This is a genomic window from Kribbella speibonae, from assembly GCF_004331375.1.
In the GTDB taxonomy this organism is placed as follows: domain Bacteria; phylum Actinomycetota; class Actinomycetes; order Propionibacteriales; family Kribbellaceae; genus Kribbella; species Kribbella sindirgiensis.
This window is the reverse complement of sequence record NZ_SJKC01000001.1, coordinates 2,314,007-2,327,206: the sequence shown is the minus strand read 5'-3', so window position 1 is coordinate 2,327,206 and position 13,200 is coordinate 2,314,007. Positions and strand designations below refer to the sequence as shown.

The following is a 13,200-nucleotide window of genomic DNA, read 5'->3' as shown; positions in this document are numbered from 1 at the left end:
GTAAGCCTTAGCTTACACGCCCGCCCAGCCTGGGAGCATCCGCCATGACCCGAGCACTGCCCGAGCCGACGTACCGGCGTTTCGTCGCCGGCCTCGGCACCCTCAGCCTCCGGCCGTTCGACCTCGCCGAGGACGTGACCACCCTGCACAGCTGGGTCACCCAGCCGTACGCGCGGTACTGGGGTCTGCTGACCGCGTCCGTCGCCGACGTGCACGCGGAGTACCTCCGGATCGCCTTGACGGCGCACCACCGCGCGTTCCTCGGTGAGCACGACGGTCGGCCTGCGTTCCTGATGGAGCGGTACGCGCCGGCGGACGACGCGGTCGGACAGGTGTACGACGTGGCGCCGGGTGACGTCGGCATGCACGTCCTGGTCGGACCTCCGGTCACGCCGATCCCCGGGTTCACCGGGGCGGTGTTCGAGACGATCATGGACAGCCTGTTCAGCGATCCGCTGGTCGACCGTGTGGTGGTCGAGCCCGACGTACGGAACGCGAAGATCCAGGCGCTGAACGCGCGAATGGGATTCCGCAAGCACAGCATCGTGACGTTGCCGGACAAGCAGGCGTGGTTGAGCTTCTGCACCCGCGACCAGTACGCCGACGCACACCGAATGAATGAGGCGGGCTGATGGATTCCTGGGCAACGGTCAACCAGGCACTGGTCCGGAAAGCGCTGGCGGAGTTCACCCACGAGCGCATTCTCGAACCTGTTGCTGATGGCAATCGCTTTGTCCTCGGCCGGTACAGTTTCGCGGCCCGGCGTTATCCCTTGAATCATTGGGATATCTCGGACGTTGTTCGCGAGGACGGCGCGCCGGTCGACGCGTTGGAGTTCATCACCGAGTTCCACGAGCAGCTCGGGATCGGGCGCGAGATGCTGCCCGTGTACCTCGAGGAGATCAGCAGCACGCTGGCGTCGGCGGCGTACAAGCTGTCGAAGCCGGACCTGACGGCCACCGACCTGGTCACCGCGGACTTCCAGACCATCGAGGCCGGGATGACCGAGGGGCATCCGTGTTTCGTCGCGAACAACGGGCGGCTCGGGTTCGGGCTCACGGACTACCTGGCCTACGCGCCGGAGACCGGCGCGGGCGTGCAACTGACCTGGATCGCGACCCGGCGGGACCGAACCACCGTTTCTTGTAGTTCCTCCGTGGATTTCGACTCGCTCATGCAGTCGGAGTTGGGCGAGGACGTGCTGGCGCGATTCGCTACGGTCGCCGATCCGGCAGAGTACGTCTATCTGCCGGTGCATCCGTGGCAGTGGGACAACAAGACGTCGATCACCTTCGCCGCGGACATAGCTTTGCGGCACATTGTTCATCTCGGGTCGACCGATGACGTTTATCAACCGCAGCAGTCGATCCGGACGTTCTTCAACCGGTCCGAGCCGTCCCGGTGCTATGTGAAGACGGCGTTGTCGGTGCTCAACATGGGATTCATGCGCGGGCTGTCACCGTCGTACATGGCCGCGACGCCGGCGATCAACGACTGGGTGCATTCCGTCGTCTCGAACGACCTTGTGCTCAAGCGGTACGGGTTCACCGTGCTGCGCGAGATCGCGGCGGCCGGGTACCACAATCGGTACTACGAGAACGCGACCGACAAGACCTCGCCGTACCGGAAGATGCTGTCGGCGCTCTGGCGCGAGAGCCCGGTGCCGTCGCTGGAGCCCGGCGAGCGGCTGGCGACGATGGCGTCCCTGCTGCACGTCGACCGGCACGGCGCATCGGTGGCCGCGGCACTGGTCCGGGCCTCCGGTCTGGCGCCAGCCGACTGGTTGCGCGCGTACGTCGACGCGTACCTGATCCCGTTGCTGCACAGCTTCTACGCGTACGAACTGGTGTTCATGCCGCACGGCGAGAACCTCATCCTGGTACTGCGCGACGCCATCCCGATCCGGGTGATCATGAAGGACATCGCCGAGGAGATCGCGGTCCTGAGCCCGTCGACCGTGGTGCCGCCCGAGGCGGAGCGGGTGCGGGCCGACGTACCGGACGACGAGAAGCTGCTGTCGATCTTCACGGACGTCTTCGACTGCATCTTCCGGTTCCTGTCGCCGTTGCTGGATCGTGAAGGGCTGCTGACGCCTGCGGAGTTCTGGTCCGTGGTTTCGGAGGCGATCCGCGACTACCAGGCGGCGACACCGGAGCTGGCCGAGGCGTTCGCGAAGTACGACATCTTCGCGCCTTCCTTCGCGCTGTCCTGCCTGAACCGCCTCCAGTTGCGCAACAACCAGCAGATGGTCGACCTCACGGACGTGGCGGGGTCGTTGCAGTTCGTCGGCACACTGGACAACCCGCTCGTCACGGAAGCAGCTGACTGACCAGGGTGTCGCCGAGCCAGGTCTCGTACTCCGCCTCTGACCAGCCGCGATCGCTGACCAGCAGGCGGTAGACCTCGGCCGTCGTACAGGCGAGGAAGATGTCGAGCGCGCGGTCCTGCGGTTGGGCGAGGTCGCCGTCGAAGCTCTCCAGGTAGAGCTTCAGCTCGTGCTCGCGCGCGGCCCAGACGCGCTGCATCTCGTCGGCCATCCGCGGGTCGGCGCGTGCGGCCTCCTGGTAGATCTGGATGACGTCGATGCCGGCCACGAACTGGCGGGTGTTCCAATGCGCGGCGGCCCGGAGGCGCTCGGCCGGGTCGGCGAGGGCGAGTGACTCCTGCGCGAGCCGCCGGGTGTCCGCCTCGGCGATCCAGATCCGCGCGATCTCGCGCAGGATCGCCGGCTTGTTGCCGAACGCCGAGTAGATCGTCTGCGCCGGAATCTCGGCCGCGTCGGAGATCGCCGCGATCGTGGTGGCGACGTACCCCTGCTGCCGGAACAGTACGCGAGCCGCCCGCGCCACCTGTTCCTTGGTCGCCTGCGCCTGCCGGGCGCGATGCGAGTCCTTGACAGCCATGCCGTCAAGCTATCACTCTGTTCATCATAGTCTTACTCTGATGAACAGATAGGGGATCTGATGAAAACCTTGGACCTGTACGCCGACCCCGCCTGCCCGTGGAGCTGGCTGGCCGTGCGCTGGCTGACCGCCGTCGCGCCATCGCGGGAGCTGCAGTTGACCTTCCGCTCGTACAGCCTCTGGATGCGCGACGGCGACCGGCCGCTGGACGGGGTGCCCGAATTCGTCCGGATGATCGCTGTTGCCGCGAGCAAACAATCGCTCCGGCTGCTCCGGATCTTCGAGGCCCTCCGGGCGGCTGATCAGGAGCGCGCGATCGAGCGGTTGTACCTCGCGTGGGGCGGGCGCGTGTTCGTCCCGGGACCACCTCAGGCGCCGACGACCGCCGTACTCGAAGAGGCCCTCGCTGCCGCGGGCCTGGCGCCGTCCTGGCTCGACGCGGCGGACGACCACCGATGGGACGCGTCGATCGAGGCCTCCAACGCGAGACTCGTCGCACTGTCCGATAGCGCACCGGTCGTACCGACCCTGGCCAACGGACCAAGTGTCCTGTTCCGTGGCGCCGTACTGTCCGCGCCCGTCACGCCCGAGCACGGACTCGAACTCTGGGACGCCCTCACGATCCTCACCGCCGACCCCACCTTCGTCGCGCTGTCCCCGGCCCAGGTCGCGATGCCGGCGTTCGACCTTGTGGATAACTCCGACGGCGGTACGGCGAAATCGGTCAAGCTGATGCGGTGACCACAGTTTCCGCACCACCCGACGGCCGGCGGTACGAGGTGCTGGACGGGCGCCTGCTGATCACCGGCCCGCAGCCACCCGCCCACCACGCCGCTGTCATCGCCCTCATGGTGCTGCTGAAACACGCCTGCCCGCCCGACCTCCTGGTCGCGGTCAACTCCCTCGCCTACCGCCCCAACCTCACCACGACCCTCCGCCCCGACCTCCTGGTCTGCCACCGCACCGACGCCGGCCCGCAACTCCTCACAACCCCACCCGTCCTGGCCGTAGAAGTCCTCTCCCCCACCACCCGCTCCACAGACGTGGTCATCAAACGCGCCGTCTACGAGACCCACCAAATCCCGTCGTACTGGCTCCTGGACCCCACAACCCAGGAACTAACCATCCTCGCCCTAACCCCCACCGGCTACACCTGCCAAGCCGTCCTCCAATCCGAAGAAACCTTCCACACCACCCACCCGTTTCCCCTAACCCTCTGTCCTGCCGCCCTCACCAAATGACCCACCGATCGGGGAATCCCGGGGCATCCAGGGGCAGATCACCAAAACGGCCCAAACCACCGGCTGCACGCCCTCATGATGGTTGTGTGATCGAGAAGGAGGCACCACGATGGGATACGTGGAAACACTTGAGCCGGGGAACTTCACGCTGGCCGATCTCGAAACGCTTCCCGACGACGGGAACCGCTACGAGGTGGTCGACGGGACACTGCTGGTGACCCCCGCGCCGTTGCCGCTGCATCAGACCGCGGTGCTCGAACTGGCAGTTGCTCTCCGAGGGCGCTGCCCAGAGGATCTGAAGGTGTTCGTCGCGCCGGTCGACTTCAGGCCGACGCCTACGCGGTCGGTGCAACCGGACGTACTTGTCTGCCGCCGGAAGGACGTCGGTGAGAAGACGATCGAGAAGCCGCTGCTTCTGGCGGTCGAGGTCCTGTCGCAGTCGACGAGTCTGGCGGACCGGCTGCTCAAGCGACGGTTGTACGAGCAGGCCGGCGTCGCGTCGTACTGGATCTTCGATCCCGCCAACGAAGAGCTCACCGTGCTCGAGCTCGACGGCGACACGTACGTCGCGCGCGCAGTTGTCACCGGCAAGGAAGCGTTCGAGGCCACCCTGCCGTTCCCGGTACGCGTCGTCCCCGCCGACCTCGTCGTCTAGCAACTGCGGGGCAACCTGGGGCAGATGCTCATCTGCCCTCCCGTACCCGGGGCTCTCCGCTGCAGGCTCGGAGCAGGTGGCCTATCGAACCAGGTGAATTCACAACTGCTGACCTCGACGCGGCGCCGGACGAGGGGGCACGCTACGAGCTTGTCGACGGAGTCCTGCTCCTGACTCACATGTCGTCCCTCGTCCATCAGCGTGCCCTCGGCAACCTGCTGATGCAGATGGTCCCGGCGTGCCCCGACTACCTCGAGGTCCTGCACGGACCGCTGGAGTTCCGGCCCAACAGTCGGCTGGCGGTGGTGCCGGATCTGTTGGTGCTGCCGTACGAGGACAGCGCGACGCGGTGGGTCGAGAACCTGGCGCTTGCTGTTGAGGTTGTTGTGTCGACGACACGGACGGTTGATCGGGTACTCAAGCCTGTGTTGTACGAACGAGCCGGCGTTCCCGCGTACTGGTTGCTCGATGCAGAGGAGGCGACGTTGACGGTGCTCGAGTTGGTGGCGGGGAGCTACGTGGAACGTGCTGTGGTCGCGGAAGGCGGGGTGTTCGAGGCGGAGGTGCCGTTTCCTGTGCGGGTTGGGGTCAGCCGTTCAGTAGCGTGGTGAGTTGTTGTTTGGTGGGGAGGTTTTCGGGGCGGATGATGTCGGCGGTGCGGACGTAGTAGAAGGCTGCTGTTACCTGGTTGAGGGGGATGTTCATGAGTTCGGACCAGGCGACTCGGTAGATGGCCAACTGGAGGGGGTCGGCGGTTTCGCCTCGGGTGGTTTTCCAGTCGATGACGTCGTAGCCGCGGGAGCCGTCGGGGCGGACGACCTGGTAGACGGCGTCGATACGGCCGCGGACGACGCGGCCGTCGAGAGCGAGGGCGAACGGGGCCTCGATCTCGTACGGCGTGGTGTCGCCGAACGGGCCGTCGCGGAACGCGTCCATCAGGTCGGTGAGGTCGGTGTCGTCGACGATGTCCTCGTCCGCGGCGCCGGGCAGGTCGTCCGGGTCGAGCAGCAGCTGCTGGCCGAAGTAGCTCTCCACCCACGCGTGGAACCTGGTCCCGAACCGCGCGGCCCGGTTGGGTTTGCGCGGCATGGGGCGGGCCAGTTCGGCGGCCAGACCGTCCGGATCCTTCGCCAGTCGCATCAGTTGCGTCGCGGACAGCGCGGCCGGTAGCGCCACGTCGTACGCCTTCCGGCTCCGGCTTTCTCTTGCCTCGGACAACAATCGCTCGAGCTCCGAGTCCCAGCGCGCGACCGTCGCCTGCTCGTCGAGCAGCAGCGCCTCCTCCGCCTCGACCGACGGACCTTCCGCGCGTGACCGCTGCACCAGGGCAGCCGATTCCAGCCGTCGCTGGAACGAGTCCACGTCGTACGGCGTCGGCCACGGCGCCTGCGTCTGCTCGGCGAGCTCCGGGTTCTCCGCGGTCAGCTCCGGCTGTTCCGCCCACGCGATCACCCGCTCGCCGGCGTGCTTCTTCAGCACCGAGAGGTACGTCGAGGGCCCGCGCGGCCGCTTCTGGGTCGGACCCCACCAGTGCCCGGTCGCGACCAGCAGTTCCTTCGCTCGCGTGAACGCGACGTACCCGAGCCGCCGCTCCTCCAGCGCGTTCACGTCCTTGCACTCGTCCGCGAACGCCTTCAGCCCGGCGTTCGACAGGTCGTGGATGTCCGGCAGCGTGTCGGCGTCACCGCGCAACGGCCACGGAAGCACCTTCGCGTTCGTGGTCCACTTGTCCCGCCCGCGGTCCGACGGGAACACCTTCGACACCAGGGTCGGCACGAAGACGACCGGCCACTCCAGGCCCTTCGACCGGTGCGTGGTGAGCAGCTTCACCGAGTCGGCTTCACTCGGTACGGCGAGATCGAGGCCGGCGGCGTACTCCTCTTCGGCCGCGAGGTACGCGAGCAGGCCGTCCAGCGATCCGTCCGACTCGGTCGACACGAAGTTGCCCACAGCATCCAGGAACGCGGCGAGGTGATCGCGACGCCCGGCGTCGACGTGATCGGGGGTCGCGGTCAGCTCGACGTCGAGGCCGATCGTGCTGATCACCCGGCGGACCAGGTCGAGCAGCGGTTCGCCCGCGTGCGCGCGCAGCTCGCGAAGCTCGACGGACAGCTCCTTGAAGCGGGTAAGGGCTTCCGGCGCGTACGCCGACAGGCCCGGATCGTCGACCGCCTCGGCGAGCGAGATGACCTCGGTCGAATCCATCCCTGCAACGGCTGCGTCGAGTGCGGCGACCAGATCGTCGGCGGCCGGCCGATCCCCCGCGTCGGCGAGCGCTCGCGCCCGGTTGGCCAGCAGGGCGAGATCACGATGGCCGATCCGGTACCTCGGGCCGGTCAGCAGACGGAGCATCGCCGCGTTGGCGGTCAGGTCGTTGACGGCTTGCAGGGTCGCGACCACGTCGACGACCTCGGGGAGCGCGAGCAGACCGCCGAGGCCGACGACCTCGACCGGGACCTTCCGCGCGATCAGCGCCTCGTGCACCGCGCTGAGGTCGACGTTCGTCCGCATCAGGATGCCGATGTCCTTCCAGCGGCGGTTCCGGGTGCGGTGCGCGGCGACGATCGCGTCGGCGACCCACTCGATCTCCTGCGAGCGGGTCTCGAACAGCCCGACCGTGATCGCGCCCTCCGGCGCGTTCGCCGGGGCCTCGAGCGGGATGACACCGGGGTGCTGCTCGTACAGCTCGGCAGCGTGCTGGTTGGCGGCCGCGAGGATGCGGCTGCCGCAGCGGCGGTTGACGCTCAGCACATACCGCTGCGCCGGCGACCCATCGGCCTGTGGAAAGTGCGTAGGGAACTCGTCGAGGTTCGCGACGGAGGCACCGCGCCAGCCGTAGATCGCCTGGCACGGGTCGCCGACCGCGGTGACCGGATGGCCGCGTCCGTCGCCCGCGGCGAACAGTGCGGTGAGCATCCGGCGCTGCGAGACGGAGGTGTCCTGGTATTCGTCGAGCAACACGACCCTGTACCGCCCGCGCTCGACAGCAGCCACCTCCGGGCACTCCTCGGCGAGCCGCGCGCCGAGCGCCATCTGGTCGGCGAAGTCGACGACGCCGCGCTCCCCCTTGTACGCCTGGTACTCCTCGACGAGCTGCAGGATCTCCCCACGCTTCAACGCGGTCTCCGCGAGCTTGCGAACCTCCACCGTCTGCTTGCGCGCCGCCGCGACCTCCTGCCGTACGGCCTCGTCGTGGTCGCGGATGTCGTCGGGACGGAGCAGGTGGTCCGCCAGCTCACCGTCGAGCGCGAGCAGGCTGTTGACGAGGGTCGGCACGTGATGCGAGGCGAAGCGGATCGGCCCGGCGGACCGCCGTACGACGCGACCCGCCAACTGGAATCGGGTGGCGTCGGCGAGCACCCGGGAGTCGGGCTCGAGTCCGAGCCGGAGGCCGTGTTCCGCGATCAACGTGCCGGCGAACGCGTGGTACGTCGAGACGACGGGCTCGCCCGGCTCCTCGGGCTCCCAGTTCGGGATGTTGCTGCGCAGATGCGCCGCCAGAATCGGGTGCTGATCCTTCGGCAAGGTCGATCCGAGTACGCCGGCCTTCGTCAGGTCCTCGCGGATCCGTACGTCGAGTTCGTTCGCCGCCTTCTTGGTGAACGTCAGCCCGAGCACTTCTTCCGGTTTCACCTGCCCCGTGCAGATCAGCCACACGACCCGGGCCGCCATCGCCGTCGTCTTCCCCGACCCGGCGCCCGCGACGATCACGCCCGGTGCCAAGGGAGCGGTGATGGCGGCCAACTGCTGATCCGAGAACGGAATCCCCAACAAATCGCACAACTCGGCTGTCGACCGCAGCTGAACCATCAGACGATCTCCCGGCCTTCAGGCTGGATGGGGCAGAGTGCGCGGGCTTCGCAGCGGTTGCAGCCGTCGTTGCGTTGCGCGGTGAACTGCTCGGTGCGAATCATCGACTCGGCGTCGTCGACCGCATCGTCGAGCCAGGTACGGCCGTCCTCCGCAGCCTCCAACGGGCCCTGGTGCTGGACCTTCGGGAACCCGCCGTTGTCGTCGTGGCGCAGCTGGACGAGCTCGGCCCCGCCGGCGACCGCCTCCTCGCCGAGCTTCTTCAGCTGCCGCGAGTTGATCGCGCGCTGGTAGATCGCCAGCTGCACGTGCCGCTCCAGCGCGGGCTTGGTCGGAATGTTCCGCCCGGTCTTCAGGTCGACCACCCGGACCGTACCTTCTGGATCCGTTTCGACGCGGTCCATCCGGCCCTTCACGCGGACGGCCGGGTGCTCCTCGTCCGGCAGCAGTACGTCGAAGTCGACCTCGGTCCCCACCAACGTCCGGTCGGGCCGGCCCTGGTGCCACGCGACGAACCGCCGCAACGCCTGCTCCGCCTCGACCCGCTCCCGGTCCGAGATCCACGCGGACTCGAACTCGAGCTGCGTCCACACCTTGTCCAGCCACCCGTTCAGCTCGTCGACCGACGGCGGCAGCGTCCCGGTCGCGACGGCATCGGCCAGCGTGTGCAGCACCATCCCGAAGCCGATCGCCGACGTACTCGGCGTCTCCCCGCCGGCCCGCCTGGTCAGGAACCAGCGCAACGGACAGTCCACGATCGTCGTCAGCGCACTGCCCGACAACGGGACGGGTTGCGCGGGGTCGGCGATCGGCCGCACCGACTCGGTCCGTTCCCGCACACCCCACCACCGCGACGGATCGGCCGTCGGCACCAACGCCTGTTCGCGATCGTCGACAGCGTCCGCGAGCTGCGCCAACCGGTCCGCCGCGACGCGTTTCAACGCCGGTGACGACGACGGATCGGCCAGCACGCAGCGCAGATCCGCCACCAGACCCGGCAACGACAACGGCCGTCGCGGCCGCCCGGCGACCAGTTTCAAAGGAATGTCCAGCTCGGCCAGGAATCGGGACGGTTGGTCCCCGTCGGCCTCAGGCGCCTGTACGGCGGTCACGATCAACCGCTCGCGCGCACGGGTGATCGCGACGTAGAACAACCGTCTCTCCTCGGCCAGCAACGCGCCCGCCGACAACGGATCGATCAACCCGTCGGTCCCCAACCGGTCCGGCTCCAGCAACGACCCGCGCCGCCGCAGATCCGGCCACTGCCCCTCCTGCACGGAAGCTACGACGACGAGCCGCCACTGCAGACCCTTCGAGCGGTGCGCCGTCATCAGCTGGACGCCGGCCTCGCGGTACGTCCCGTCGAACCGGTTGTCGCCCGCGATGTCCAGCGACTCCAACTCAGAAAGGAACGCCGAAACCCCCTTGAACCCGACCTGCTCCTCCGCCCGGCCGGCCGCGTCGAACAACGCGCATAGAGAGTCCAGATCCCGGTTCGCGGTCCGCGCGGTCTCACCGCCCGACGTGGCCTGCCCGCGGAGCCGCCGCAACCACGGCGACTCCGACCACAGCGACCACATCACCTCGTCCGGCGCCGCTCCCGCGGTCACGATATTCCTTGCCTTGAGCAACCGCTCGCCGAGCGCCGCGAACCGTGCCTCGGCCGGCGACGCCTCCTCGTCGAGCAGCAACGGGTTCAGCATCGCCTCCCGCAACAGCTCGTCCGACGACCGCGGCAACCGCTGCCCGCCAGCGGCGTCCCGATCGCGCCGGCGGAGCACCCGCGCCAGCCGCCGCAACTGCCCCGCGTCCATCGCACCCAGTGGCGACAGCGCCAACGCCCGTACGACATCGACGGTCAACGTCTCCGGGTCCGCCACCGCACGCAACGCCAGCAACATCGGCCGTACGGCGGGCTCGCGCGACAACGGCAGCTCGTCGCCCGCGACGTCCACCGGGATGCCGGCCGCCGCCAACGCCCGACGCAACGGTGGAATCGAACGGCTCCCGGACCGAACGAGCACCGCCATCTCGCTCCACCCGATGCCGTCCTGGACGTGCGCGCGCCGCAGCAGGTCCGCGATGTGCTCGAGCTCCGCGCCGCTCGTCGAGTACAGGTTCGCCTCGACCTTTCCCGGGCCGAACACACACGACGAGGCGTCCGGGTTCCGGAAGCGCTCGAACGTCTCACGGTCCAGGGAGCCCGGTACGCCGAGCCGGTTGACGACGTTGCGCGACACGCGTTGCAGGGTGGTGCCGAAGCGTCGCGTCGTACCCAAAGCGATCTGGGCGGCCTCCGCGCCGTCGCGGGACCGGAACTCGTCGGTGAACCGCAGCAGTCCGCGCACGTCGGCCCCGCGGAACGTGTAGATCGACTGGTCCGGATCGCCGACCACGACCAGGTCGCGACCGTCGCCCGCGATCGCCTGCAGCAGCTTCGTCTGACCGGGATCGGTGTCCTGGTACTCGTCCACGAACACCGCTTTGAACTCGGTGCGCAGCTTCGCCTGCACCTGCGGCTGCTGCGCCAGGATCACCGCGCGATGGATCAGCTCGGAGTAGTCCAGCACCTGCTCGGCGTCGAGGACCTGCAGGTACTCCTCGAAGAAGTCGCCGACCGCGACCCATTCGGCCCGCTCCGCCGACCGCCCGATCGCGGATAAGTCCTCCGGGTCGAGACCGAGCTGCCGCGCCTTGCCGATCACGGCCTGCACCTCGTCGGTGAACCCGCGCGTCTTCAACGCCGGGTGGAGACTGCGCGGCCAGTGCACCGCACCGACCTCGCGGCTTCCCGACAACGCCTCGCTCAGCCGCAGTGACTGCTCCGGCCCGGACGGCAGCCGCAGCGGTACGTCGAACGCGTCGGCCGGAGTGAACCGTCGCAGCAACGCGTAACAGAAGGAATGGAACGTCATCGACGGCATCACGCGCGTCGTCCGCCCGAGGCGCCCGGTGATGCGATCCCGCAGCTCGGTCGCGGCCTTCCGGCCGAACGTCAGCACGAGCACCTCGTCCGGACTCAGCCCACGATTGCGGACCCGGTCGACGACCGCCTCGACCAACGTCGTCGTCTTCCCGGTGCCCGGCCCCGCGAGCACCAGCAGAGGTCCGCCCGGGTGATCCACCACGGCTTGCTGGTCGGCATCGAGGACAGGGGCCTCCGCGCTCCGGCGCTCCTCCCGGACCAACCGGTACCGGGACCTCTGTCTACTGACCACCGCCCTATCTCAACAGACCCCACCGACTTTTTTTGCATGGGGCACTCCGTAACTTTTCCACTGCGCTCTGCATCGAGTTCTCGACAGGTTCACAACCAAACAAGGAGCACCGAATGAGGACGATGCGGCGTACCGCCGCCCTCCTGGGGACGGCTGTTCTCCTCGCAGGTCTCGGCACCGCCACTGCTACCGCAGCCAATCCGAAGGTCCAGTCGATCTGCTCGCTGGACCTCGGCTCGATCACCGCGAACGGAAACTATGTCGACCAGGTTCTATCCGCCGCGAGCCCGCCAGCCGCGAGCGAACGCCGGGTCGGCCCGCAGGTCGCCGACCCGGGCGAAACGAAGGCCAGTGCGACCTGGGAGTACTCCTACGACAGCCACGACGGCATCGTCGACCGCGGCTACGCGATCTACGGCACCTGGCTCTACAGCACGCTGATCGCCCGGCCGCCGGACGGACCGTGGTGGGGTCAGGCGAACATCCAGGACGGGATGGGCGACTTCACCCAACTGGCCCGGTCCGGCTATCCGAAGGGCGCCGACCCCAGCCGCGAATACCTGTACGGGCTGCGCGGCGACGTACTGTTCCGCTGGAAGACGGACAAGGTCAACGGCTTCCAGCCACTCGGTTCGTACGCCGGGTTCTCGGCCGTGAAGACCATGACGCTGATCAGCCAGACGGCGACGTACGACACGCTCCTGGCAACGACCAAGGCCGGCGCGCTCTACACGATCCACATCCCGGTCACGTCGCCGATGAAGCCGGTGGTGAAGGTCGTCCGGGCGTCGACCTGGCAGGGGTTCGAGGCGATCGTCGCGGAGAAATGCGGTACGCAGAGCACGCTGCTCGCCGCGATCGACCGGGACAGCGGGTCGGCGTACCTGTACGCCGTCGGCCACGCGAACGGCACCGCCACGGTCATCCAGAACCTGGGCAAGGTGCCCGGCACGTTCAACGACCCGATCTACTTCCTGCGGACCCCGCAGGCGGGCACGCCACTGAACGGCGAGTAGAAACTCATCGGCGGCGCGGGGACCCGGGGCGGGGTCGCCGCGCCGCCGATGTCATTCCTCGGGGTCCCAGCGGACCTGGCGTAGATTCACGCGGCCGTTGGTGATCCGTACTCCGTCCGAGCGCAGTCGGTGCAGTTGCTCGTCGCCGACCTCGTCGGCCGGTACGCCGGACGCGCGGATCACCCGCCACCACGGAACACTCGCGCCGTACTCACGCATGATCGCCCCGACCTGCCGCGGTCCGCCCTGCCCGACGTACTCCGCGATGTCGCCGTACGTCGCGACGCTGCCCTCCGGGATCGACTCCACGGCCTGCAGTACGGCCTCGACGTACTCCTCCCTGTCCACGGAGTTCAA

Annotated in this window: 11 protein-coding genes; 7 read left to right on the top strand and 4 right to left on the bottom strand. The window is 68.2% G+C overall.

The features are described 5' to 3' along the window. Nucleotides 1-44 precede the first annotated feature (44 nt). Entirely contained in the window at nt 45-632 is a 588-nt protein-coding gene (locus tag E0H92_RS11765; protein WP_131496218.1) for a GNAT family N-acetyltransferase, read from the top strand. Then, on the top strand, nt 632-2,329 hold the full coding sequence (locus tag E0H92_RS11760) for an IucA/IucC family protein (RefSeq protein WP_131496217.1): 1,698 nt from the start codon (nt 632-634) through the stop codon (nt 2,327-2,329). The genes E0H92_RS11765 and E0H92_RS11760 overlap by 1 nt, the downstream gene beginning before the upstream one ends. Here the strand turns inward: E0H92_RS11760 and E0H92_RS11755 are convergent. Then, complete coding sequence (locus tag E0H92_RS11755) at nt 2,310-2,903, bottom strand: TetR/AcrR family transcriptional regulator (protein ID WP_131467400.1); 594 nt, start codon at nt 2,901-2,903, stop codon at nt 2,310-2,312. The two genes, E0H92_RS11760 and E0H92_RS11755, sit on opposite strands and share 20 nt — an antisense overlap. 60 nt (nt 2,904-2,963) lie before the next feature. Between E0H92_RS11755 and E0H92_RS11750 the strand changes: the two genes are divergently transcribed. The 4 genes from E0H92_RS11750 (at nt 2,964) to E0H92_RS11735 (ending at nt 5,410) form a co-directional block, all read left to right on the top strand. Continuing rightward, a complete protein-coding gene (locus E0H92_RS11750) occupies nt 2,964-3,644 on the top strand; it encodes a DsbA family protein (protein ID WP_131496216.1) in 681 nt (226 codons plus the stop codon). Next, a complete protein-coding gene (locus E0H92_RS11745; protein ID WP_131467398.1) occupies nt 3,641-4,144 on the top strand; it encodes a Uma2 family endonuclease in 504 nt (167 codons plus the stop codon). Before E0H92_RS11750 ends, E0H92_RS11745 begins: the two co-directional genes overlap by 4 nt. Nucleotides 4,145-4,253: 109 nt before the next feature. Then, nucleotides 4,254-4,799, top strand: coding sequence for a Uma2 family endonuclease (locus E0H92_RS11740; RefSeq protein ID WP_131496215.1), 546 nt, complete (start codon nt 4,254-4,256; stop codon nt 4,797-4,799). Between the two features lie 32 nt (nt 4,800-4,831). Beyond that, nucleotides 4,832-5,410: a Uma2 family endonuclease gene (locus E0H92_RS11735; RefSeq protein ID WP_338068855.1), complete on the top strand. Its 579-nt coding sequence runs from the start codon at nt 4,832-4,834 to the stop codon at nt 5,408-5,410. On the opposite strand, the gene E0H92_RS11730 is transcribed toward E0H92_RS11735, so the two are convergent. Together E0H92_RS11730 and E0H92_RS11725 are read right to left on the bottom strand one after the other, a co-directional pair. Continuing rightward, on the bottom strand, nt 5,388-8,609 hold the full coding sequence (locus E0H92_RS11730; protein WP_131496213.1) for an ATP-dependent DNA helicase: 3,222 nt from the start codon (nt 8,607-8,609) through the stop codon (nt 5,388-5,390). The genes E0H92_RS11735 and E0H92_RS11730 overlap by 23 nt on opposite strands. Further along, the gene (locus tag E0H92_RS11725; RefSeq protein ID WP_131467394.1) at nt 8,609-11,827 is read right to left on the bottom strand and encodes an ATP-dependent helicase; all 3,219 of its coding nucleotides are present in this window, start codon (nt 11,825-11,827) and stop codon (nt 8,609-8,611) included. The genes E0H92_RS11730 and E0H92_RS11725 overlap by 1 nt, the downstream gene beginning before the upstream one ends. A gap of 113 nt (nt 11,828-11,940) precedes the next feature. Between E0H92_RS11725 and E0H92_RS11720 the strand changes: the two genes are divergently transcribed. Beyond that, nucleotides 11,941-12,843: a hypothetical protein gene (locus tag E0H92_RS11720; protein WP_238153415.1), complete on the top strand. Its 903-nt coding sequence runs from the start codon at nt 11,941-11,943 to the stop codon at nt 12,841-12,843. Between the two features lie 51 nt (nt 12,844-12,894). On the opposite strand, the gene E0H92_RS11715 is transcribed toward E0H92_RS11720, so the two are convergent. Continuing rightward, a complete protein-coding gene (locus E0H92_RS11715) occupies nt 12,895-13,191 on the bottom strand; it encodes an MGMT family protein (protein WP_131467393.1) in 297 nt (98 codons plus the stop codon). Between the last annotated feature and the right edge of the window lie 9 nt (nt 13,192-13,200).

Bases quoted from the DNA above. Each gene is read 5' to 3' on its own strand.
- E0H92_RS11765 (WP_131496218.1), top strand. From the start codon at position 45: ATGACCCGAGCACTGCCCGAGCCGACGTACCGGCGTTTCGTCGCCGGC.
- E0H92_RS11760 (WP_131496217.1), top strand. From the start codon at position 632: ATGGATTCCTGGGCAACGGTCAACCAGGCACTGGTCCGGAAAGCGCTG.
- E0H92_RS11755 (WP_131467400.1), bottom strand. From the start codon at position 2,903: ATGGCTGTCAAGGACTCGCATCGCGCCCGGCAGGCGCAGGCGACCAAG.
- E0H92_RS11750 (WP_131496216.1), top strand. From the start codon at position 2,964: ATGAAAACCTTGGACCTGTACGCCGACCCCGCCTGCCCGTGGAGCTGG.
- E0H92_RS11740 (WP_131496215.1), top strand. From the start codon at position 4,254: ATGGGATACGTGGAAACACTTGAGCCGGGGAACTTCACGCTGGCCGAT.
- E0H92_RS11730 (WP_131496213.1), bottom strand. From the start codon at position 8,609: ATGGTTCAGCTGCGGTCGACAGCCGAGTTGTGCGATTTGTTGGGGATT.
- E0H92_RS11720 (WP_238153415.1), top strand. From the start codon at position 11,941: ATGAGGACGATGCGGCGTACCGCCGCCCTCCTGGGGACGGCTGTTCTC.